Raw genomic sequence first — 22,732 nt, forward strand, 5'->3', positions numbered from 1 at the left:
CCTTTTGAATACGGGCGGGTGTGTTGAACACACCCGCCCGACACAGCCCTGGAGCGAAACGAGATGATGCTATTCAGTGCCGCCCTGAAAAACGAACTTGCCCAGTGCCAGGACGCACTGGCTGAAGCCACGGCACTGCGCCAAGCGCTGGACCGCTCCCAGGCCATCATCGAGTTCCTGCCCGACGGCACCATCGTCTCGGCCAACGAGAACTTCCAGCGCACCATGGGCTACCGCCTGGACGAGATCGTCGGCCGGCACCACCGCCTGTTCTGCGAGCCCGCACTGGCTGCCAGCGCCGAATACCGGCGCTTCTGGGAACGGCTGAGCCAGGGCGAGTTCATCCGCGAGCGCTTCCTGCGGCTGGACAAGCAAGGGCGCGATGTGTGGCTGGAGGCCACCTACAACCCGGTGCGCGATGCTAGCGGGCGGGTGACCAAGGTGATCAAGCTGGCTACCGACATCACCGCCAACCTCCTGCATGAACATGAGGAGGACGCGATCATCAATGCCATCAACCGCTCCATGGCGGTCATCGAGTTCAACCCGGCCGGCGAGGTGGTCGCCGCCAACGAGAACTTCCTGTCGGTAACGGGCTATCGCAAGCAGGACGTCATCGGCCAGCACCATCGGATTTTCTGCTCCCATGAAGAGTCCGGCAGACCGGCCTACCAGCAGTTCTGGCAGCGGTTGAATCGGGGGGAATACTTCAGCGGGCGCTTCGAGCGCCGCAATCGCCACGGCGAGGTGATCTGGCTGGAGGCCAGCTACAACCCGGTGTTCGACCTGCGAGGCAGGCTCTACAAGATCGTCAAGTTCGCCTCCGACATCACGGCCCAGATGCTGGAGCAGCAGTCCGAGTCGGAGGCCGCCCACATGGCCTACGAGACCGCACGGCAGACGGACGCCGAGGCCCAGGGTGGCGCAGAAGTGGTGAACCGCACCGTGGCGCTGGTCCAGGGCATCGCCGGGGAGCTGAACCATGCCGCCGAACGCATCGGCGCAGTGAGCCAGCAATCCGACGTGATCAACAGCATCGTGCAGTCCATCCGTGGCATTGCCGACCAGACCAACCTGCTGGCCCTCAACGCCGCCATCGAAGCGGCTCGCGCGGGGGAGCAAGGCCGGGGCTTCGCCGTGGTGGCGGACGAGGTGCGCAACCTCGCGGCACGCACCGCACGGGCCACCGAGGAGATAGTCGAAGTAGTCAAGCGCAACCACGAACTGGCCCAGGAAGCCGTCAGCAGCATGCGCGAAAGCTGCGACAAGGTGGACCAGGGCGTGCAGTTGGCTAACCAGGCAGGCCGAGCCATCCAGAGCATCCAGGACGGCGCCCAGCGGGTGGTCGAGACCATCCAGCGTTTCACCAGCACCCTGCAGGGCGGTCCGACACCTAGCTGACCTGCAGACCACTTCAAGGCGTGGGTCGAATCGCTGCCTGGATCAGCCGACCAGCAACACCCCACCCGGCAGCTCGGCGACCCGAGCGCCGTAGGCATCACGGATCAACCCCGCCACCTGGGTAAGCTGGTCCAGACGGAAGCGGGCCTGCACCCGACGCTGGCCGAGTTCGCTGTTGAGCAGCAGGATCATCCCGGGCCGGTAGCGGTTGATCTCCTCGATGACCTCGGCCAGCGGGGTGTCGTCGAACACCAGCAACTGTCGCCGCCAGGCAGTGACCTGCTCCACGTCGAAGGGTTGCGGCTCGCCCCGCTGCTGTGGGTCATAACGCAACTGGCGCCCGGCGGGGAGCAGCAGGGCGTGGCCCTGCAGTACCACTGACAGGTTGCCTTCCAGGCAGGTGACGCACACCTGGCCTTCCCGCGCGCGCAGGTTGAAGCGCGCGCCCTGGGCGTCCACCGTGCCGCCGGCAGCGAGGATGCGCACCGGCACGCGGGCCAGCACGTCCACTTCGCCTTCGAGCACTTCCAGGTTCACCCGGCCGGCCCCCGTCACCTGACGCTTGATGTGGGTGTCGGTGTTCAGTTCCAGCACCAGCCCCTCGCCCGCTTCGATGCGGCGTTGTTCACCCACTGCGGTGCTGTAGTCGCCCCGGTCACGCAAGACAGGCCGCAGCATGACCAGCGCCACCGAGGCCGCAATGGCCCCTCCGAGGAAGGCGCGCCGGCCAATGCGACGGGATGGCAACGGAATCACCGGCGCGGCAGGCGAGGCCAGGCGCTCGGCCGCCGGCCCCAGGGCTTGCCACACGTCATGGGCCTGGCGAAACGCAGTCAGATGATCGGCGCTGCGGGCGCACCATTGGCGGAAGGCTTCAGCATCGCGCCCGGTGGCCTCGCCCGAGGTGAGGCGCAGCAACCAGGCATGGGCTTCGTCCCGCAGGGGATGGCGGCCGTCGGGGTCGGTGAGGCTCTGGAGGTCGTCGTTCAAGCGCGGGGACTCGGGTTGGATGATCGATTCGGCGCGTGCCTGTTCCTAGGACTGTTTTCCGGCACCGGGACCGAACCGCTGTACCACTTTTCTTTCCAGCCGACCGGCGCAATGACCCAGGGCAGCCTTGAGTTCCTTCTCCACCGTGCGGGTGGAGATGTTGAAGCGCCGCGCCAGTTCCTGGTGCGGGACCTCCTCCATCCGCGAGGCCACCAGAATCTGCCGACGGCGCGGGCTGAGCTCGGCCAGCGCCTCGACCAGGGCGAGGACTTCCACCTGGCCGCCGACGATCACCGCCGGGTCGCGGGGCTCTTCGACGCTTTCCAGCAGCGCCTGCACCTCGGCACCGGTCAGTAGCCGTGCATCCTGGGCACGGCGGTCGGCAGCCACGTTGAGCGCCATGCGGTAGAGGTAGGCGTCGGGGCGCTGCAGGTCCTCGGGCTCATCCATGCGCCCGACCCGCAGGTAGGTTTCGTGGAGCACGTCGCCAGCCAGGTCGTCGGACCCCAGGCGGCGACGCAGGCGCACCCGGAACTGCTCGTACGAGGCCAGGAAGACCCGCAGCAGCCGGCCGGGGGCCTTGTCATTCATGTTCCCGCCGCGTTCATCCACGTCTCGCACTCCATGCCGGCGGCCGACTCCGGCACCACCAGCACCGTGATCGGCTGCGGCAGCGACGAAGGCGGCGCCCTGTCTGTCCTCATGTCCCACAGGCGTTCCACCAGCGCCGCATCACGCATCAGGTCACCGGTACTGGCCAGCAGGCGGCTGTGCTCGACCCGCCCTCCCCGGCCGATCCACAGTTGCAGCGCGGCGCGGTAGCCGCCGGGCCGGGTCAACGGCTCGGCACACAGTGCCCGGCCAAGGGCCGTCTGCAGCACCCGGGCGAAGCTGCCCACGCCGCGCGGGGCCTGGGCCGTGCGTGACGCAGTCGTCGACGCCAGGCGGGCCGGCGCCAGGGTGAAGCCGTCGCTCCCGACGTGCAGTGCCATCAGCCCGGTACCTGCCAGCAGCCGCTCCAGTCCCTGGCGAAGGCCATGACGCCCCCTCAGCGGTGCCGAGCGGCGCCCCCGTGTCAGCTCGCGGTCCACCAGCACGGCCAGGCCGGTGGCGGTGCCGTAGCGATCCAGCGCCGCAGCCAACGGCTGGGCTGGGATGTCGAAGTCCACCTGGCGCTCCGGCGCCTCGGCCCGGCACCAGGTGCTGACCAACAGCATCCAGCACGTCACCAGCAGGCAAACCCCGGCCATGACCCGGTTAGACATAGGGTGAACGACCCGCACTGAACGTCCGGGCACTGTCGTCCCGATTGGCTGTCCATGCTGACGAGCGTTCATGTCATTTGTGTGATCGGGTCTGCAAGAAAACCATCGCTGGCGCGGCCCGAGGATTTGCGTAGAGTCGCTGGCATGCCCCTTTTCCGGAGGTTCACATGCGTACCCTGTTCTGCACCCTGGCCCTGCTGGTCGCCGCCCCGGCACTGGCCGAGGACGCCCCACGCAACGGCGGCTGCGTGGACGTGGAAGTCAACGGCTACAAGGCGCTGTCCTACGAATGCCTGACCGAAAGGCTGGCCAACCCCGAAGGCGAAGAGGCCGCCCGGCGCAATGCCGCGATGCAGCGCTCACCCCTGGAGCGCAGCGCGCCCGGCCAGATGGGCCTGGCCATACCAGCGGCGACATCGGTGCGCATGGGCAATCAGTTCGGCCAGTCGGTGCACCCGCAGCGTCCCTGAAGGCGAGGGTCCGTCCCCGCCGGGTTTCGGCTGCAGCACGGGAAGCCCGGAACGTAAAAAATGGCAGGCCCACCCGTGGTGAGGACACGGGTGATCGGCCTGCCCAAACGTCCACTTACTGTTCCGGATCGGCCCGATGCCCCGGGAACCGGGCCGTGAGGGGTATGACGCGGGGGGACCGCGACTTAGAACAGGTAGGTGGCCGAAACGCTGAAGACCTGGCCCTTGGCGTCGACCTTGCCGTCGATACTGCCGCCACCAAGGCGCGGCTGGTTGACGGTGCGCAGGCGGCCCTCGTCGACGAACTGGCGGGAGTACGCCATGTCCACGCTGAGGTTCGGGTCGAAGCCGAAGCGGTAGCTGCCACCGAGGGACACGAAGGTCCGGTCACCATCCGGGATGCGCGCATCGCGGGTGGAGTTGCGGGTCGGCGTCTGGTCCAGCGCCACGCCCGCCCGCAGGGTCAACTGGTCGTTGAAGCGGTAGTCACCGCCCAGCGAGTACATCCAGGTGTCCTTGTAGTTGTAGGGAATGTCGACGATCAGGTTGCCGTGGGACTTGAGCTTGAGGGACTCGAAGGACGACCACTGGGTCCAGGTGACGCTGGCACCCAGGCTGAAGCTGTCATTGAAGTCATGGACCCAGTCGAGGACCGCCATGGCCGGGATGTCCATGCGGGACTCGGCTTTGGCGCCTTCGGCCTTCAGGTCAAGACCAGGGAAAGCCATGGCTGGAATCCCGGCATTGATGAGTGCCTCAGACGTCAGGAACCAATTGTCGGCGTCACCGAAGTGGAAGTTGTAGTCACCGTCCAGCTCGTTCTTGATCTTGGCGTGGTAAGCCAGGCCGAGCGTGTCCCGCGCTGTTGGCTTCCAGGCCACACTGGCGAACCAGCCAGGTGACACGTTGTCCACCTTGACGCGCATTTTGGCGCGCGTGATGCCGGCTGGAGAGCCGGGCAGGAACCCGCCTGCCCCCCCGGCAGCCAGGAAGTCCACGTTCTGGCTGACGAAACCCTGGGTACGCTGGATGACCACGCCGCCACCAACCGCCCACTGATCATCGATCTTGAAGGACAAGGAGCCGGCCAAGGCCGCTGTCTCGATCTTGGTGTCCAGGGCGAAATCCTTGCCCTTGAAGTTGTTGTCCCAGGTGCTGCGCATCCCCATCGGGGCCACCTGCGACAGGCCGAATGCAAAGCGGTCGCCCAGGGGAATGACCAGGAACTGGGTCGGCAGCCACTTGCTGAATCCGCCGTTACCCCCATCGCCCAGTTGCCTCAATTCCCCTGTGTTCGCGTCCACCATCTCATTGCGAGGATTGCCCATGTAGTCATAGGCCTCTCCTTTGAACTTCAGGTCGATATCGGCATAGATCGCCGACACCTGCCCCACCGGGCGTTCGATGAAGGCCATGGCTGCGGGGTTATTGAAAGCAGCAGAGGGGTCGTTGTGCCACAGGGAGCCACCGGCAAAGGCACGGCCCCAACCGGGGGTGCCGTAGGTGGGCACAGCGAAGGCACCAGCCTCGGCCTGCTGGACGCCGAGCAGGGCACCGACCACCGCCAGGCTGAGCAGCGAGCGGCGCAGGACGGGGGCGTTACGTTGGGATGACGGGACATACGGCTTCATGACAACTCCTGGGTTCTTATTGTTGTGCGCTGGTGCATCCGATGGCGGACTTCCGAGTCATTCGACGTACAACCGCTCACCGGCCGGCGTTCGTTCGGGCATCGCCTCGGGGCGTACGGGGTACGCGCAATTGTTATGGGGTGGGATCGCTGGAGACGGCCCTTCCCACAGGGGGAAGGGCCGGTGCCATCAGGGCAGAACGGTGAAGGCCGGGTTCGGGCTCACCGACAGGCTCTGGATGGTGCAGCTGCCGACCGGCTGGTTCGGGGTCAGGGTCAGGGTGTTGGCGGAGTTGCTCCAGGCACCGTTCACGGTCACCGGCGCAGAGCTGCAGTTGATCCCAGCCACGGTGAACTTGACGCCACTGACGGTGCCGGTGGTGGTGCTGGTGGCGGTCAGGGTCCAGGGCAGCCCGGAGGTGCCGGCCAGGGCACAGGAGCCACCGCCGGTAATGTTCACCGCGGTGATGGTGGCAGTGTTGTTGTTGTTGGTGGTGCCGATGAATTCCACGTTGCAGGTCACTGCCGGCAGAAAGCCGGGCTTGACCACCGAAATGCCCTTGGCGGAGAACTTCGTGTTGGTCGGGGTGATGGTCACCGCCATGGCAGAGGAAGCGCCCATGCAAAGGGCCAGGGCAGCGGTAGCAACGGAGATTTTGGACATTTTCATTGTTTTTCGTTCCTTGGTTGATAAGCAAAGCATGGTTGTTTTGGTCACCTGGGAATGAACCACTCAGACCTTCCTGTTGATCCCATGACCGCTTTTCAAACCTGGTGCGAACCCTTCCGTGATCGACCCGCAGCGGCTGGCTGGGTATTCGGGTCCATCTCGGCGGCACACTGCCCGCTCCAGGCTCCACAGGCCCGTCGGTGAATGCGAAGGTCGGCTCTCGAGAATGCAGCGATCCCTGGCTGCGCTTGTCGTCCTTCACACGCCCCGGCGAGGCGCTGACCGTGCCGCCCGGAGTCGGGCGGCCCATCGTTCACTGCTGTCGGTTGAACCGGGCTCCAAGGCCCAAGACAGGGTGCTGCCGATACCGCCTCGCAGGCGGTGCGAGCACGACGACGCCGGCAGTTGTCCGGGCTTCATCGCGAAAGAGCCGGGCGGCAGATTCCCGGCAGGTGATAGGTGCGTGGCCCAAGTGGGCGAAGACGTGGAGCATCCGTTGCCACCTCCCTGCTGCGTTCCAATGCGTAGCGACCGTGGTTACCGATTCGCCAGGGTTCGTTGCTGTTGGCGTCTTTCCGTAGGCGTTACACCCCACCTCGTGTGGGGTTTTGCCAGGTCGTTGCGCCGGAACTGAGATTAGGTTGGTGAACTGCGATTCATACCTAGCAAAAGATGGGTCCCCCTCGGCCTAGAGCGCCCCAGCGAAGCGGTGCGAACGGGAACTTCCTACACACTTTCTCCCGAGTTCAAGCTGACTGCCCCGTCAGGACTGGGCTAGGGGCGTGTTTCCATTGGGGACACCGCACCAGAATGGCGCACGAGCGGGTGCTTGGAGGATGGGCTCTGACGGTGGACCTGCAGTGCGTCGAGAGAAGGCTGGCAGCGAGACGGGCGGGAACAGGAAGGTAAAAGTGGGCTTATGCCACCTTTATTGGGCGATCTTTCTTGTCTGCTGAGCTGCAGGGGGTGCGATACAGGCAGCGGTTTGAACCGAACATTGGAAGCACGGCGCTATGTCCCGGGCTGAAGCCCGGGCTACGGGCAGCTACGGACAGCTTTGGCTCAGCCGTCCAGTGCCACCTGGCCGGGTTGCAGGTCGAAGACCTCGATGCCGCCGCTGGCGGCCCGTCCGGGTCGCACCGGCAGGCGCTGGACGGCAGCCTCGGGGGTGGCGCGGTAATCCACCCACCAACGCCCGCCTTCGCTGTGCAGGGCACGGGGCGGCAGCACCAGGGCCGAGGGGTTGCGGTAGACCTGGATCGACAAGCGCGCGCTCATGCCCAGGCGCACGCGGGCCAGTTGGCCCTCGTCGAGATCGGCGACGGCCACCACCACTTCGAACTGAGCCCCGCCCTGCCCGTTCCCGGCCAGGGCCTGCCCACCGACCACGTTGACCGTGCCCTGAAGCGCCTCACCCTCGAAGCCGTCGCCCTCGACCCGCACTGGCATACCTTCCCGCAACTGGTTCACGTCCAGCTCCGAGACCCGCGCGACGATGCGCAGCCGCTCGATACCGGCCACACCGAACAAGGGCGCCCCCTGGGTCACCGTGGCACCGGCCTGGACCGGGCCCCGCGTCGCATCCTCCGGCGTACCGCTGCCCGGCGGCGCGACCAGGATGCCGGCGAAGGGCGCACGCACTTCCCGGGCTTCCAGCAAGGCCTGCAGGGCCCCGTGGCGCGCTTCAGCGTTGGCCAGCTCCATCCGGGCGATCTGCAGGTACTCACCACTGCCCCGGCTGCGCGAGCGGGCCAGGTCGCGCTCGGCGGCCTCGCGGTCGAGGCGCTGGAGGCGAGCCTGCTGCTCCAGGTCCTCCAGTTCGTTGCGCGGAATGATGCCGCGCTCGTACAAGGCGCGGGTCTGGGCCAGCTTCTTCTCGCTGCTGGCCAGGGCCAGTTCGGCACTGCGCAGGGTGCGCCGGGCACGGGTCATTTCCTCGCCGCTGTCCCAATCCTCCAGCTCCTGCAGAGTGCGTCGGGCGCGCAGCAGGCTGGCCAGGGCCTCGCGCTGCTGCACTTCGGTCTCGCCGGTGTCCATGCGCAGCAGCAACTGGCCGCTCTTCACCCGCTGTCCGAGCGCCACGGGCAGCTCGGCCACCCGCCCGGCGAAGGGTGCCGTCAGCACCAGGGTGCGCTCGGCCTCGATGCGCCCCACCAGGCCCACGCTCTGCTCAAGCGGCTCGGGCTGTACCGTCACCCATTGGCGCCCCGCCGGCTCCCGCGCCGGGGCTTCACGCAGGCCCCAGGCCAGGCCGGCCACCAGCAGCAACGGCAGGGTCAGGAACAGCCCACGGCGGATGAAGGCGCGACGGTCAGTAGTCATTGAGCGAAATGTCCCATCGGTCGAGTGTGAGGCCCAGGGTCAGGTCCAGCCGCGTCTGCGCCTCCAGGTAGGCCAGCATCGCGTTGAGGCGGGCGTTTTCCGCGTTGCGCAGGTCGCTCTCGAAACTGAGTACCTGGAAGTTGCTGGATCGCCCGGCCGCGAGCTTCTCCCGCTCGATCGCAAGCTTGCGCTGGGACAGGGCCAGGGCGCGGTTGGCGATTTCCAGTTGACGCCAGCGGGTGCCTACGTCGCGCACCACGTCGGTGACGTTGCGCTCCAGCAGTTGTCGCGCATCGGCCACCTGCAGGGCCTGGTCCTCCACGTTGACCCGCGCCTGCACCTCCGCCTGGCGCCGCGACAGGTCGCCGATGGGGATGTCCACGCGGATACCGGCGTAGCTGTCCCAGGTGCGGTCCGAGCCGCTGGCGGTGGGGTAGCTGTAGCGATCCTGGCGCTGGCTGCCTCCTACTTCCAGGGACACGTCCCACAAGCGTTGGTTCTCGGCGATCACCAGGTTGAGGTCGGCCTGCTCACGGGCGATCAGTTGGCGCAGGTAGTCCGGCTGCTGCTGCTCGGCCAGGCGCAGTGCCTGCTCGCGGTTCACCTCCATGGACTCAGCTCCCAGTTCGTCGCTGGCACGGATGCGCGAAGACAGGTCCAGGGCCAACAGGCGCAACAGCTCCAGGCGCGAGGTATCCACCTGGTTCGCGGCCTCCTCCACACCCAGTTCCTGGGTCGCCAGGTCGGCTTCGGTCTGCACGATTTCGAATTCGGCCATGCGCCCCGCTTCGATCATCGAGCGGTTGACCTTGACCAGCTCGCGGGTGCGCTCCAGCGCAGCATGGGCGATGCGCAGTTGCTCCTGAGCCCGCAGCAGGTTGCGGTAAGCGCTGATGATGGCGGTGATGGTCTGCGAGACGCTGGACTTCAACGCCAGTCGATTGGCCTGTTCGGCGAGTTGGGCGATGCGCACCGGTGCCCGGTTCACCTCGCGCCCAGCATTGCGCAGCAGCGGCTGGATGAGCGTCAGGTCGACGCCGTCGTTGCGCCGTCGCCCGGCCACGTCGGCCTCGTTGTAGCCATGGCTCCAGCTCAGGGCGACCTGGGTGCCGAACTCACCAAGCAAGGTGGCAGTGGGACCGATGCGCCCATCGCGGTAGCGGTCCTGGTGGTTGCGGTTGGCCCGGTAGGTGCCGTTGATGTAGAGCTTGGGCGTGAAGGCGTCCTCCGCCACCCGCAGGTCGAACTTCTGCGCAATGCGCCGCAGGTAGCTGCTCTGGATGCTGCGGTTGTTGCGCAGGCCCAGGGCCACGGCATCCAGCAGGCTGAGGTCGGCCTCCTGCTCGCTGAGCAATACGCTGCGACTCTCCCCCGCCATGCTCGGTGCCGAGGGTGCGAGCCGCTCGCTCCACGGCGCACCCAGGGCGGGCAGCGCAACGGCCAGGAGCGACGCCAGCATCGCCTTACGCATCGCGCAGAGCCTCGACCGGCTGCAAGCGCGAGGCGGAGACCGCCGGGTAGAGGCCGAAGAACAGCCCCACCAGCAGCGTGCTGCCCATCCCCAGCGGCAGCGCCGAGGCCGCCAGGCTGAAGGTCCAGCCGGATAGCCAGGCGTAACCCCAGGCGGCGGCGATGCCCAGCAGCGCGCCGGACAGCGCACCAGCAGCGGTCAGCGTCACCGCTTCCAGCAGGAACAGGTTGCGGATGTCCCGCTGCCGCGCCCCCAGGGCCATGCGCACGCCGATCTCCCGGCGGCGCTCGCTGACGTTCATCAGCATCACGTTCATCACCCCCACCCCGCCGCCGGCCAGGGAGATCGCCCCCAGCCCGCCCAGCAGGTAGGTGAAGGTGCGGGTCTGCTGCTGCATGGCCTCGATCATCTGCTCGGCCACCTGCAGGGAGCCTTTCTCCTCCCCGGCGATGCGGTCGTTGACCCAGGCCGCCACCCGCTCGCCCACTGGCGCCACCGCCTGGTCGGGCGCGACCCGGGCCAGCAGCGCGCCGAGGCGCGGGTCGGTATTCACCCGGGCCATCCCGCTTTCGGTGAGGAACAGCGAGTCGTTGCTGGTGAAGGGGATGATCCCGCCCTCCCCCTGGGCCCGCAGCCGGCCGATCACCTGGAACTGGTAGTGGCCGATACGCAGCCAGTCGCCCACTCGCAGCGGATCGGCCGGTTCGCCCAGCACCTGGGCCGCTCGGCTGCCAACCACCACGAAGGCCTCACGCCGGTCGAAGGCGGACAGGTAGCGCCCTTCCGCCAGGCGCAGCCCGGCGGTATCCGCCAGCGCATCACCGGCCCCCACCAACGCCAGGTTGGCGCTGCGCCCGTGGAATACCACCGGCGCGCTGTAGAGCACCACCGGGCTGGCCGTGGCAACCTCGGGCACGGCTTCGCGCAGGGCATCCACATCCAGGCGCAGCGGCAGCCCATCCTGGCCGCGGGCGCCAGAGGGCAACTGCACCACCACCGTCTCGGTACCCATCTCCTTGAACACGCTCATGGCCTGGTCCGCCGCGTTGCTGCCGATATTGAGCAGCGCAATCACCGAGCAACTGCCCATGACGATGCCCAGCAGCGCCAGCAGCGAACGCCGCCCCAGGTTGCGCAGGCTGCCGATGGCCTCGTGCAGCAACTGGCCCAGGGAGGGCGAGGCGAACCCGGCGCGGGCGCTCATGCCGGCAACGCCTCGCTGACACGACCCTGCACCACCCGCACCTGCCGGCCCAGGCGTTCGGCGATGCCGGGGTCGTGGGTGACGATCACCAGGGTCACGCCCTGGTCGCGGTTGAGCGCGAGCAGCAGGGCCATGATGTCCTCGGCGGTGGCCGTATCCAGGTTGCCGGTGGGTTCGTCGGCCAGAATCAGCGAGGGCTCGCCCACCAGTGCCCGGGCGATGGCCACCCGCTGCCGCTGACCGCCGGACAGATCGGCCGGGCGATGGGCCGCACGCTGGGCCAGGCCGACCTGCTCCAGCACCGCCCGCGCACGCTCGCGGGACTCGCCCAAGGGCACGCCACGGTAGCTCAGGGGTAGCGCCACGTTGTCCAGCGCGCTCAGGCGCGGCAGCAGGTTGAAACTCTGGAAGACAAAGCCGATCAGGCGATTGCGCAGGGCCGCCAGTTGATCCGGCGTGGCCCGCAGCACGTCCTGCCCGGCCAGGTGGTAGTCGCCGGCGCTGGGCCGGTCGAGCAGGCCGAGGACGTTGAGCAGGGTGCTCTTGCCCGACCCTGAGCTGCCGAGGATGGCGCAGCTCTCACCGCGCGCCACCTCAAGGCAAACACCGCGCAGGATGCTCAGCTCCTGGCCGGCGTGGTGGTAACGCTTGTCGATGTCCCGCAGGCGGATAAGCCGCTCGTTATTGTTGTGCAACATGTCCATGTTTCCGCCGTTCCGTACTGTGCGCCACGCCCGCAGAACGTGGGCGAAACCGCTCTACAACCGGCATCTGCGCCGCCCCAGGCAGGGCTCGGCGCAGCGCTCAGTAAGGGCAAAAATCCCTCTCAGGTAAAGCCAATCTTTAGTTTGGCCCCCTTGGTTCGACGGAGTGGATGAACCAGTCAGATACCAGCGAAATGCTCAGCCATTCAAGTTTCGAGCTGGCACGCCTCAACAGCCCTGTTGAAGTGTTCGATGAAATCACCAGGAAGCGCCTTGAGCCCACGGTGTGAAAAATAAACGCCCAAGGGTTTGTCGAGCTGCAGAACCGAGCGAACGTCAGCCTCTGCATTGTTTTCACGAAGCAGTTCGGTCATCACGAGGTGATTCGCAAGAATCGCGTCAAGCCGCTTGGCAAGCAGCATCTGCAGCAACTGCTGGTTCGTTGCCGGGACGACCTCGGCGTCGTAGCCATGTTGCTGAAGCCACTTCTGCATATTGGCGCCGATGAAGCTTGAAACCTTGCTGTGCGCCCGAAACGCCTCACTGCGAGGATCGGAAGCGTTATCAGCGAGCAGGAACCAACGCCACTCCTGGGGCGCAATGGTCGCGCTGAGCGTGGCATAGGCATCACGCTCGGCCGAGCGCGACGCACCGAAAAACCCATCGGCGAGACCGTCCTTCACCATGCTCTGCGCACGCTTCCAGGGAACGAACTGGATGCTGAAATCAACGCCTATTTTCTCCAGGGCACACTGCACCGGACGAACAGCCAGACCATCTGCATTCCCCTGTTCATTCACGAAGCTGTAGGGCGGCAGATCATGGGTCATCAGGCGCAAAGGTTCTGCAGAAAGCTGGGTGGCAAAGAGTAGGACGCAAAGCAGAAAAATACGCATGACAAGCCCCTCACGAGTTGTTTTTGTGAGCGTAGTTCACGCATGACTCAACGCCCGGCGATGCAGAGTGGCCTACCTGCTTCTCAGAAACGGCCTCTCAGCCGAGCTCATCGAGCAGCTCGGCGCGGCTCGGTTCGGGGAAACCCAGGGTGCGGTAACGCGGAGGGTAGTGGCCGGGTGCAGGCTCCAGGTACTCGCCCAGCAGCTCCAGGGCCTGGTCCCAGGCGACCATGCGAGTCTGGGCGTTGCCGGTGTCACCTTCCGGGCGGACCAGCATCAGGCGCTCGGTGACCGGGAGCAGCGTGTCAACGCCACGGGTCCAGGTGCTGAGGGAGAACAGTTGCTCCGGGTCCTGCTGGCTGGCGAACAGCAGGTAGTTGGCGACGAAGATGTCCACAGCGTTGTCTTCGTTGATCAGGTCCAGCGCCTGCTTGTGGGTGTCGTACTCGCTCTTGGTGTAGAGCTTGCGCAACCGCTCCAGGCGCGCCTGGAGCACTGGGTTGTGCACGCTGTAGGGCACCACCTTGGCGTTTTCGTAGCAGTACAGGCCCGCCGAGAGGATGCGGCCCTTCTCCATCGCCTCCAGGCTCAGCTCCACCATGCTGGCGAGGCCGTGCCCGTCACGGTCGCCGGCGACCAGCAGCACATCACGGGTGGGGATCATGAACACCGGGCGGCCCTTGAGCGGCAGCCGTTCGAGCACATCGGGCAGGAGGATGCGGCTGGTGTCGTAGCCGTCGCCCCAGGCGCCCTGGAAGACCCCCGGCGCGGGCTGGATGAAGCGGTCAGCGGTGCTGTCGCGCAGGTTGGTGAGAGCGATGGCGATGCCCTCCTCCAGGCGGATGTCCCAACTGCGGTCCGGTCCCTCCACCAGAGTCGCGGTGGACTCGGGGTGGTCGATGGCCAGCAGCACGGCGGCGTCCAGGCCCAGGGGCAGGTAGGCCGGGTGGAAGTCATTGTCGTGACCGTCGGTGCGCAGATGGTGCAGGCGCACATCTTCCAGGGTGCCGAGACTGCGCACCACCGGCAGCAGCAGCGGGCGGGCGTCGTCCAGCGGCATGGCCTGGGCGCGCTGGTTGTCGCACAAGGCCGCGATGTAGCCCTGTAGCGCCTTGCGCCGGCCCGGCCCACGCGCGTTGCAGTACTCGCGGTAAGCGTTGTGCAGGTTGAAGAAGGCGCTCTCGCCATAGTTGAGGCGGAAGTCGCGGGGGTTGTAGTGCAACTCGCCCTTGAAGCCGGCCTTGCGGGCAGCGGATTCGAACAGCGCGGCGAAGGCATCCGGCGAGGGCTTGCGGTTGAAGAGGAAGTCGAGAAATGCCATGGCTTTACCAAAACAGAATCAATCAGGCGATGAATTCAGGAGGATCTGTTCCCTGTGCGCAACCCCACAGGGCCTGCACAGCCGCCCCTGACCAGAAACCTGTAAAAGAGTGACGGATACAGCCTCATTGCACATAGGCATGTTGACAAGGGTCAGCAAATCCCCGGTGACGAAGGCATAGCGTGGTAACAGGTGTCCTCGAACAACCCCAGGAGATTCGCCGTCCATGTTTCCCGAATACAGAACGCTGATCACGAAACTCAAACACAACGATGCTCACTTCCAGAAGAAGTTCGACCAGCACAATGCGTTGGATGAGGAGATAAAAAACCTGGAAAAACACCACGCCAGTGACTACAGCAACGAAGTAAGAGACCTGAAAAAACAGAAACTCAAATTGAAAGAAGAGCTGTACGAGATCCTCAAACAGCACTCGCAACAAACACCCTGACAATCACCCCCAACTGCCTGCCCCACTGCCTGTGTGCAAACCTGCTGCACACAGGCAGTAGCCAAAGGGCGGGCCACCAGAGGCCCGCCGTACAAACTCACACCTTGGAGCAACTGGCCGGTGCCCAGTCACCCATGTCGGGGCTGTTGCACACGTCGCTGACCATGGTTGCGCCCTGGCTGGCGACCTTCTGGCTTTCGGCACGCTTGGCTTCGGCCTTCTGCAGGGTGCGCTCGGTGGCCACGGCTTCCTTCGGCACCTTCTTCGCGGCAGCGGTGGTCGCCTTGGTGCTGGCCTTGGTGGTGGACGCCTTGGTGGAGGCCTTGCTGCCGGACGCCTTGGTGCCGGTGGCCTTGCCGCCCTGGCTGGCGATGCTGACCGGGTTCTCGGCGGCGACCACCTGGGTCACGGTCTGGCGCTCGACGCCCACGGTCTGCAGGTCACGCTCGTAGGCCTGGGTGTAGGTGTTGATGTTCTCGCCGGCACGGCCATCCACGGCAGCCATCAGGGCGTTGGTTTCCTGCAGGCCGGCGACGATCTCGGCCATGCGCAGGCGACCTTCGCTGTCGCTGATGCTCTTCGACTTGCGCGCGTTCATCAGGTTGTTGAACTCGCGCTGGTAGCAGCTCTGGGCGGCGCTGGCGTAGCGGATGCTGCGGTCCAGTTCGCCACTGCTGCTGTCGATGTCGGTGGCGTAGGAAGCGATGCGCGCGTTGTCGTCGGCGATCTGCTGCTGGCGCGCGGTGTAGTAACCGGCTGCACCGCCCACCAGGGCGCCACCGGCGGCACCGATCAGGGCATTGCGACCGGCGTGCTCATCACTGGACAGGCCGCCGGCCAGGGCGCCAAGCACACCGCCGGCAATGGCGCCGGTGGCCATGGACTGGGTCACCGCCTGGTCGGAGGCGCGCAACTGGCTCACCGGCTGGTAGCACTGCGGGTAGTACTCCGCCTTGGTGGTGGCGGCCACCTTGGAGCTGGGCGAGCCCATGCCGGCGCAGCCGGTGAGCAGGACGCTGGTGCAGGTGACGGCGGTGATCAGCGCAGTGCGCACCGAAGAGAAAGCCGGAATGTTGCGTGGAGTAGCCATAGCCATGGTCATTGCTCTCGTTCTATGAGTTGTCCTGGTTCATGCGGACGCACGGTCGCCCGCCTGATCTTCATCCCTGTGCCCTGCCTGGGTACCGGATCGTTGCCGACCGCCGCTCAGGGGCCGAGCAGTTCCTTCAGAATCACATCCTTGTCCGCCTTGCGCTGTTGCCGATATTGGCCGACATGCTTGACGAAAAGCGTGGCCCGGTTCACGAGGCTCTTGCCCAATACCGGGTTTCGGTTGAGTTCCTCCCTGGTTCGCTGGAACTGCGCCTGGATCACCGCGTCGGTATAGCGGGTGCCGGTGGCCAGGTTGTCAATATAGATCGCCAGGGCGCCGTCGAGCGCCGTGCGGCCGTTGGTCATCGCGCTCTCGTAGAGCTTGGCGGCGTTCTCGTCCTTGGCCGCCTGGGCCTGGTCGCGGCTCTTCTTCAGGTTGGTCAGGCGGATGTTGTAGTTGTTGATGGTCTCGGCCACCAGGGCGGCGGACTGTATCAGGTTGCCCGCGGCCTCCTCACGCTGTTTCGCGATCAGCGAGATGTTGCGCTTGAGTTCCTCGTTGACCAGTGCCAGGCGCCCCTGCAGCTCCGGGTCGGTGCTGCTGGCGATCACGCTGTCGAGCAGTCGGGTGGGGTCCTGGTCTTCGCTGATCTCGTCGGTGAGGGACGAGGAACGGCCTTCGGCCTTCCATTGCTCGAACAGTTCCTTGTAGCGCGAGCGCGGGGCCGAGAGTGCGCCGATGGCCACGCGAAAGCCGGTGGTCTCGTTGCGCTGCTCGGTGCCGTCGGCGGCGAACAGCGGGTACTCGCGGCGCATGCCGGTGAACAGCGTCATTTCACCTTCCAGGTAGTTGCCGCCTTTGACCACGAAGCCGCCGTAGGTGCCTTGGCGACGCCCCGCGTGAACCAGTTGGAAGGATTCCTGGACCATCTCCGCAGCGTTGCCGATCACGTCGAACAGGCCGATCGGGTTGGGCTTCTTCAGGCCCACCGGCAGCAGCCGCGCCGCCTGGCCGGTGCCGCCGGCCACCTGGTTGAACACCGCCCAGTCGGCCAGCGGGCCGTCACCCTCGGCACCCTCCTGCTTGCGCGGGAACAGCCGGGCCTCCAGCTCCTGACGGCTGACGGCATGGGCGCCACGGGCGGCGTATTCCCATTCCACCTCGGTGGGCAGGCGCACGAAGGCGACGCCGCCCTCCTCCGCCTTGGTACCCCGGCCGCTGACCGGCAGCAGGTCGCGGTGGTTCTTCAGCAGCCAGGCGCTGTAGACGGCGGCGAAGCGCTCGGCGTCGAAGTGCGACAGGCTCACCTTCGGCAACCGCGCCGCCATGCCCGGCTGGGCCGGTTCGCACGCCGGCGGCTCGCCCTGGCCGGCCAGGGACGGTGCCTGGGCCATCACCAGATCGTACTGGCGCTGGGTCACCTCGTACTTGCCGACGAAATACAGCATGGGCTTGAGCAGCGTGCCCTTCTCCGGCTTGGGCAGGCCGGGGCCGACCTTCGCCTGCCAGGGCTTGGGCAAGTCGTTGAGGGTGAACTGGCCGTTGATGTAGTCGCGCCGGTAGCCGGAGATGAACGACTGCTGGTAGCCCGTCTCGCCTTCGCTGAAGGGGTAGCCGAGGCTCACCTCGCGGTCGTCCAGCGCCCCCTTGGCCAGCACGTAGACGTAGCGGAAGGCCATCTGCCCCTCGCAGGGCAACGGCAGCAGCACGTCGTCATCCATCGGCTTGGGGTTGTAGAGCGGGTCCGGGTCGGCCTGGGCCACGGCGGCGACCAGGGACAGTGAAAATGCGACTGTCAGCAGCTTAGACATCACGTAGTCCTTCCGAGGCTTCGATGCGGGCCGCGCGCCACCCACCGGTGGCAGCGGCCAGGGCGCTGCAGCCGAGGGTCGCCAGCAGCGCCAGCAGGTAATGGGCGAAGTCCAGACGGCAGGCCTGTTCGCCCTCGGCCGACTGGAACAACTGGTTCAAGCCACTCTCGGCCACCAGGTACAACAGCCCGGCGAGCACCAGGGCGATCAGCCCCGTGTAGAGCGCCTGGAGCACCACGAACAGCACCAGGCCGACGGTCGGGAAGCCCAGCAGGCGCAGCACCGAGAGGTCGCGGCGCTTGCGCTCCACCGCCGCCAGGGTACTCGCCGCCATGGCGGCGAAGGCGCCGGCCAGGGCGAGCGCGGCGATGACCCAGAACACCAGGGTCAGGTTGCGGCTCAGGGCGCGCACCTGGGCGATGGCCTGGGCCTGGGTGGCGACTTCCAGGCCGCGCTCGGCGAAGTACAGCCGCAGCGGCTCCACCGCATCCAGGTCGCGGGCGTAGAGGCGGAAGCCGGGGTAGACCCGCGCCCGCGTGGCGCCGGCCTCGGCACCCGGCCAGCCGAAGCGCGGCACGGCCAGGCCGTCGCGGTAGTCCTCCACTGCTTCCAGCAGGTCGAGCCGGGCGAACAGTGCCGGGCGCGGGTAGGCCTCCAGGGGCAGCACCGCCTTGACCCGCAGGCGCGTGCGCTGGAACTCCGGCTGGCCGTTGCTGGCGCGGCCGAAGGCGGCGGTGAGCAGCGCACCGGCCTGCACCCCGAGGCGCTCGGCTGCGCGCTGGCTGAGCACCACCTCGTCGGCGCCGGGCAATTGCGCCGCATTCACCAGCGGGTCGCCTGCGGCACTGGGGACCATCTCCACGGTGAGCGGTTGCGCGCTGTCGTCGGCGTAGAGGTCGGCGGTGGCGGCGATCTGCCGGGTGCGGGGCACCACGAAGGCCACGTCGGGCCGGGCCGCCAGCTCGGCGATGCCCGCCAGGCTGAACCGTGCACCGCCAAGGGGGATCACCTCGCGCACGGCCGGATCACGCTCCAGGCGCTCGGTGAGGGTGCTGACCAGGCCATGCTTGAGGCCGAACAGCACCAGCAAGGGCGCCACCACGGCCACCAGCGCCAGCACCGCGCACAGCGACAGGCGTGCCTCGTCGCGGTAGTCGTCCCAGGCCAGGCCGGCCAGCAGCGTGCCGCGCATCAGCGGGCCTCCGCCAGGGTCGCGGTGACGCCGCCATCGGCGCCGCGCTGCAGGCCGATGGGCAGCGGCACCAGCCCGGCGCGTTCGGCCAGGGCGTGGTCGTGTGTCGCCACCACCAGGCACAGCTCGCGGTACTCGGCCTGCTCCACCAACAGGTGCATGACCCGCTCGGCGTTGAGCGGGTCCAGCGAGGCGGTGGGTTCGTCGGCCAGCAGCAGGCGCGGCTGGTGCGCCAGGGCACGGGCGATACCGACCCGCTGGCGCTGGCCGACGGAGAGTGCCGCCGGGCGCTTGTGCAATTGCTCGGCGATCTCCAGTTGCTTGGCCAGGCGCTCGACGCTGCCGTTCTCCGGCAGGCCCAGCAGACGCCGGGGCAGGCCGATGTTGCCGGCCACGTCGAGGTAACCGAGCAGCCCGCCGGTCTGCAGCACGTAGCCGATGGCGCGGCCGCGCAAGGCCGCCAGGGCATCCTGCCGGCCGTCACGCCAGAGCGCGGCGAGGTCGTGCTGGGTGTCGGCGTCGTCGAACTCCATCAGCGCACCCGGGTCCGGCGACAGCACCAGGGCCAGCAGGTCGAGCACGGTGCTCTTGCCGCTGCCACTGGGGCCGACCAGGGCCAGGCGCTGGCCGCCGCGCAGATCCAGCCGGGGGATCTCCAGGCTGTAGCGCTGGCTGCCCTGCCCGCGCGTCTTGCGCAGGTCGCGGATGCGCAGCATCAGGGCAGCGTCGACAGCGGCACGCGGTAGAGGGCGTCACCGGGGGCGGCGTCGCCGAAGCGCACCCAGTTGGCGGTGTCGTTGTGGAAGGTCTCGTAGAGACGGATCTTCGATTCCAGCTCGTCGATGAAGTCTTCCTGCTCGGCCACCGACAGCGACAGCCACAAATCCTGGCTCATGTTCAGCGCCTTGCTGCGGTACGGCAGGCCGTCCAGGTACTCGCCCAGCAGGCCGCTCTCGGCCAGGTTGCCGCCCTGGGTCAGCCTGGCCGGGTCGCGGCTCATGTAGGCGCTGGCGCTGGCGATTTCCTGGAAGAAATCCTTGGGCGAACTCTGGGTGCGGCGCGCGGCGTCGACGATCACCTTGAGCGCCTGCTGCAGGTCGTTGAGCTGCAGCTTGGTGAGCAGCGCACAGACCTGGAAGGCCGGCAGCTGCGGGTTGGTCAGGTCGCGGTCCGAGGTCCAGGCGGTGACCAGTTGCGGGGCGCGGGCCTGGTTGCGGTGGCCGAGGAAGTCCATGTGCATGGCGTAGCCGATGGCTTCGGTCTTGGCAGCAATGCTGGCGCCGCCGGTGGGCGCCTTCAGTTCGGCATTGCTGCGCACCTTGTGCACCAGGTCGGCGAAGGTGCTGGCGATCTCGTTGACGCTCTCGCCGAACGTCTTCACGTCGCCACCGCCCACAGGGATGTACAGATCGCCGATCTGCGGGTTGGCGTCGGCAGTGAGCACGCGGTACTGCTGCTCGGCGAAGCTGTGGTTCTTCTTGCCGGTGTCGGTCTTCAGGTGCAGCGCGTAGATCTTGATCTGCTTGCGCAGCGCCGCCTGGCGCACTTCGGCCTCGTTCATGCGGGTCTGCCCCAGCGGGTCGCTCTTGCGCAGCGCGCCGGCATCGCTGACCAGCAGGATCAGGCGGCCGCCGTAGCCGCTCCAGTCCATGCCGTCGACGGCCTGCATCACGCCGGCGAAGGCGTCCTCGTTGTAGTCGTGGCTGGAGACGCTGGTGGCCTTGACCTGCTGAGCCAGCTCCAGGAAGCGCGCCGGGTCGCGGCCCTCCTCCAGGCTGACCAGGGTCTTGGCGGTGTACTGCAGGCCCGGCGTCTTGTCGGTGTTGCTGCGGAACCCGACCATGCCGAAGCTGACGCTGTCCAGCTCGCCGCGGGCGGCGATCTCGCCGTGGAGCTGGTGGACCACGTCGCGCACGCGGTCGATGTAGGGCTGCATGGACACGGAGGTGTCCACCACCAGCACGATGCCGGTGCGGAAGGCGTCCGACGAAGCCGCGGCAGCGGGCTTGCCGTCCCCCTGCTTGCGCGGGGTGTCGCCCGGGTCGATGGAGGCGACGTTGAGCACCTGCACCGGCTGGCCGTTGCTGTCGAAGCTCTCCCGCGCGTCGAAGATCGGCAGCAGGTAGAACTGGTCCTGGGGCACAGCGCTGGCCGGCGGCTCGATGGCCACCAGCTCGGGGTCGGTGGCATCGCCGAACTGGGCCTGGTGCACCGCGTTGCGGGCCTTGGCCGAGTCCATGAGGAACTGCTCCACCTGGTTGGCATCACGCAGGAACATCACCGGCGAACGGCCCGAACGCTCGGTGAATTTCAGCACCAGGCTCTGCTTCCAGTCGCTGACCTTGTCCAGCGGCAGCCAGCCGTCGCGGTGGCCATCGCTGGAGGCCCCCACTTCCACCCAGGGGGTGCCGTTCACCACCTGGCGGGCATACACGTAGAACACCGAGAAAGCCGGCACCGCCTCGCCGTCGCCCTGGCCACCGGCCTGGCTGGCGAAGCGCGCGCCGGGCTTGCTCAGCACGCGCTCGAAAAGGGTCTTCTTGCCGGCCATCAGCAACGGGCGATCACCGCCCTGCACATCGGTCGCCGGGGTGGCCTGGGTGGCTACCGTGGCCGCGCTGGTGCCGGGCGTGGACGGGGTGTCGGTGGTCGGCGCCGTGTTGCTGTCATCCCGCACCTGCACCACCGGCGGCGCACTCTCACCACCGCGGTTGAGCAACCAGTAGCCACCGCCCCCCAGGGCGGCAACGCCGAGGGCGGCCAGGGACGCGGCGACGATCAGCGGCGCGCGGCTCTGCCCTTCGGGCTTCTGCGTGGCGACCATCTCGGTGTCCAGCACCGACTCGCGCTTGCGGCCGGCGCCGCTGTCCGCCACCGGTGCTGCAGGCGGCACCTGGGTGGCGGCGTCGGGAATGGAGACGCTGACCGGGGTCAGCCCGGTCATGCCGCTGGCAGCCGGCGGGGTCACCGCGCTGGCGGAAGTGCCGGGCAGGTCCAGCGGGCGGAACTGGGTCGCCTCGTTGTCGTCGGCCAGCGGCGCCACGGGCCCAGCCGGCAGGCGGTCGAGGGCGGCGATCAGCGCGGCGGCGTCGGGATAGCGGTCGTTCGGGTCCTTGGCCAGCAGTCGGGTGAGGATCTCCTGGTAGCGGCCCTGGGCGATGGGCAGTTCCGGCAGCGGCTGGGTGATGTGCGCCAGGGCGGTGGACAGCGAATCGGTGCCCACGTAGGGCAGTTGCCCGGTGAGGATCTCGTAGAGCACCACGCCCAGGGCGTAGAGGTCGGCGCGGCCGTCGATCTCCTGACCACGGGCCTGCTCGGGACTCATGTAGCTGGGGGTGCCGACGGCGAAGCCGGCCTGGGTGAACTGGGTGCGGTCGTCCAGCGCCTTGGCGATGCCGAAGTCGGAGAGCACCGCGCCGCCGTCGGCGCGGAACAGGATGTTGGCCGGCTTGACGTCACGGTGCACCAGGCCCTGGGCATGGGCGTAGCCCAGTGCCGAGGCGATCTGGCGCAGCCACACCAGGCCCTGCTCGGGGCTCAGGCCGGCGGCGATACGCTCCTTCAGGGTGCCGTTGGGCAGGTACTCCATGGCCATGTAGTACAGGCTGCCGACATTGCCGATGTCGTAGATGGTCACGGTGTGCGGGTGCGACAGCCGCGCCAGGGTCTTGCCCTCGCGCAGGAAGCGCTCGCAGAAGCTGGCGTCGTTGGCCAGCGCAGCGGCCATCACCTTCAGCGCCACCTTGCGTTCCAGCGAGCGCTGGGTCGCCAGGTAGACGACGGCCATCGCGCCATCGCCCAGTTCGCGCTCGATCTCGTACCCCGGAATCTGAATGTCCAT

Annotated in this window: 18 protein-coding genes and 2 pseudogenes; 4 read left to right on the top strand and 16 right to left on the bottom strand. The window is 67.3% G+C overall.

Translation table 11 applies throughout. From position 1 onward, the window contains the following. Nucleotides 1-66: 66 nt before the first annotated feature. Both A7D27_RS29040 and A7D27_RS29045 read left to right on the top strand, forming a co-directional pair. Nucleotides 67-831 (top strand): annotated as a pseudogene (locus tag A7D27_RS29040) (PAS domain-containing protein); the annotation flags it as partial. A 117-nt stretch (nt 832-948) separates the two neighbouring features. Next, nucleotides 949-1,401, top strand: a pseudogene (locus tag A7D27_RS29045) (methyl-accepting chemotaxis protein); the annotation flags it as partial. Nucleotides 1,402-1,443: 42 nt separating this feature from the next. On the opposite strand, the gene A7D27_RS05120 reads toward A7D27_RS29045, so the two are convergent. Genes A7D27_RS05120 through A7D27_RS05130 form a run of 3 tightly spaced genes read right to left on the bottom strand, consistent with a single transcriptional unit; the run spans nt 1,444 to nt 3,608 of the window. Beyond that, a complete protein-coding gene (locus A7D27_RS05120; RefSeq protein WP_069560736.1) occupies nt 1,444-2,391 on the bottom strand; it encodes a DUF4880 domain-containing protein in 948 nt (315 codons plus the stop codon). 45 nt (nt 2,392-2,436) lie between these two features. Next, nucleotides 2,437-2,982: an RNA polymerase sigma factor gene (locus A7D27_RS05125; protein ID WP_069560737.1), complete on the bottom strand. Its 546-nt coding sequence runs from the start codon at nt 2,980-2,982 to the stop codon at nt 2,437-2,439. Beyond that, nucleotides 2,979-3,608: an STN domain-containing protein gene (locus A7D27_RS05130; RefSeq protein ID WP_069564285.1), complete on the bottom strand. Its 630-nt coding sequence runs from the start codon at nt 3,606-3,608 to the stop codon at nt 2,979-2,981. The genes A7D27_RS05125 and A7D27_RS05130 overlap by 4 nt, the downstream gene beginning before the upstream one ends. Before the next feature lie 215 nt (nt 3,609-3,823). On the opposite strand from A7D27_RS05130, the gene A7D27_RS05135 reads away from it, so the two are divergent. Then, nucleotides 3,824-4,126 (top strand): hypothetical protein, encoded by a 303-nt coding sequence (locus A7D27_RS05135; RefSeq protein WP_069564261.1) that lies wholly within the window; start codon nt 3,824-3,826, stop codon nt 4,124-4,126. A gap of 185 nt (nt 4,127-4,311) precedes the next feature. Here A7D27_RS05135 and A7D27_RS05140 read toward each other — a convergent pair whose 3' ends face one another. The 8 genes from A7D27_RS05140 to A7D27_RS05175 form a co-directional block, all read right to left on the bottom strand. Beyond that, the gene (locus tag A7D27_RS05140; protein WP_069564262.1) at nt 4,312-5,757 is read right to left on the bottom strand and encodes an outer membrane protein transport protein; all 1,446 of its coding nucleotides are present in this window, start codon (nt 5,755-5,757) and stop codon (nt 4,312-4,314) included. Between the two features lie 189 nt (nt 5,758-5,946). Continuing rightward, nucleotides 5,947-6,426: an alkane oxidation protein activator PraB gene (gene praB, locus A7D27_RS05145; protein WP_069564263.1), complete on the bottom strand. Its 480-nt coding sequence runs from the start codon at nt 6,424-6,426 to the stop codon at nt 5,947-5,949. Between the two features lie 1,062 nt (nt 6,427-7,488). Beyond that, the gene (locus A7D27_RS05150) at nt 7,489-8,748 is read right to left on the bottom strand and encodes an efflux RND transporter periplasmic adaptor subunit (RefSeq protein WP_069564264.1); all 1,260 of its coding nucleotides are present in this window, start codon (nt 8,746-8,748) and stop codon (nt 7,489-7,491) included. Then, nucleotides 8,738-10,219, bottom strand: a complete 1,482-nt coding sequence (locus tag A7D27_RS05155; RefSeq protein ID WP_069564265.1) for a TolC family protein — start codon at nt 10,217-10,219, stop codon at nt 8,738-8,740. The genes A7D27_RS05150 and A7D27_RS05155 overlap by 11 nt, the downstream gene beginning before the upstream one ends. Continuing rightward, the gene (locus tag A7D27_RS05160; protein WP_069563082.1) at nt 10,212-11,423 is read right to left on the bottom strand and encodes an ABC transporter permease; all 1,212 of its coding nucleotides are present in this window, start codon (nt 11,421-11,423) and stop codon (nt 10,212-10,214) included. Before A7D27_RS05160 ends, A7D27_RS05155 begins: the two co-directional genes overlap by 8 nt. Next, on the bottom strand, nt 11,420-12,121 hold the full coding sequence (locus A7D27_RS05165; RefSeq protein WP_069564286.1) for an ABC transporter ATP-binding protein: 702 nt from the start codon (nt 12,119-12,121) through the stop codon (nt 11,420-11,422). Before A7D27_RS05165 ends, A7D27_RS05160 begins: the two co-directional genes overlap by 4 nt. 212 nt (nt 12,122-12,333) lie before the next feature. Next, nucleotides 12,334-13,023, bottom strand: coding sequence for an ABC transporter substrate-binding protein (locus A7D27_RS05170; protein WP_069564266.1), 690 nt, complete (start codon nt 13,021-13,023; stop codon nt 12,334-12,336). A gap of 97 nt (nt 13,024-13,120) precedes the next feature. Further along, nucleotides 13,121-14,344: a DUF1444 family protein gene (locus tag A7D27_RS05175; RefSeq protein WP_069563084.1), complete on the bottom strand. Its 1,224-nt coding sequence runs from the start codon at nt 14,342-14,344 to the stop codon at nt 13,121-13,123. 226 nt (nt 14,345-14,570) lie between these two features. Between A7D27_RS05175 and A7D27_RS05180 the strand changes: the two genes are divergently transcribed. Next, nucleotides 14,571-14,795 carry a YdcH family protein gene (locus A7D27_RS05180; protein WP_069563085.1) on the top strand — a complete coding sequence of 75 codons (225 nt, stop codon included), beginning with the start codon at nt 14,571-14,573 and terminating at the stop codon, nt 14,793-14,795. A 97-nt stretch (nt 14,796-14,892) separates the two neighbouring features. On the opposite strand, the gene tagQ is transcribed toward A7D27_RS05180, so the two are convergent. The 5 genes from tagQ to A7D27_RS05205 all read right to left on the bottom strand — a co-directional run bounded on the left by tagQ (nt 14,893) and on the right by A7D27_RS05205 (nt 22,732). Next, a complete protein-coding gene (gene tagQ / locus A7D27_RS05185; protein WP_069564287.1) occupies nt 14,893-15,885 on the bottom strand; it encodes a type VI secretion system-associated lipoprotein TagQ in 993 nt (330 codons plus the stop codon). Nucleotides 15,886-16,001: 116 nt separating this feature from the next. After that, complete coding sequence (locus A7D27_RS05190) at nt 16,002-17,699, bottom strand: SUMF1/EgtB/PvdO family nonheme iron enzyme (protein ID WP_069564267.1); 1,698 nt, start codon at nt 17,697-17,699, stop codon at nt 16,002-16,004. Beyond that, nucleotides 17,692-18,891 carry an ABC transporter permease gene (locus A7D27_RS05195; RefSeq protein ID WP_069564268.1) on the bottom strand — a complete coding sequence of 400 codons (1,200 nt, stop codon included), beginning with the start codon at nt 18,889-18,891 and terminating at the stop codon, nt 17,692-17,694. The genes A7D27_RS05190 and A7D27_RS05195 overlap by 8 nt, the downstream gene beginning before the upstream one ends. Beyond that, entirely contained in the window at nt 18,891-19,607 is a 717-nt protein-coding gene (locus tag A7D27_RS05200) for an ABC transporter ATP-binding protein (protein ID WP_069564269.1), read from the bottom strand. Before A7D27_RS05200 ends, A7D27_RS05195 begins: the two co-directional genes overlap by 1 nt. Continuing rightward, nucleotides 19,607-22,732, bottom strand: a complete 3,126-nt coding sequence (locus tag A7D27_RS05205) for a serine/threonine-protein kinase (RefSeq protein WP_069564270.1) — start codon at nt 22,730-22,732, stop codon at nt 19,607-19,609. Before A7D27_RS05205 ends, A7D27_RS05200 begins: the two co-directional genes overlap by 1 nt.

It is taken from the genome of Pseudomonas sp. 1D4, from assembly GCF_001728925.1.
Lineage (GTDB): Bacteria > Pseudomonadota > Gammaproteobacteria > Pseudomonadales > Pseudomonadaceae > Metapseudomonas > Metapseudomonas otitidis.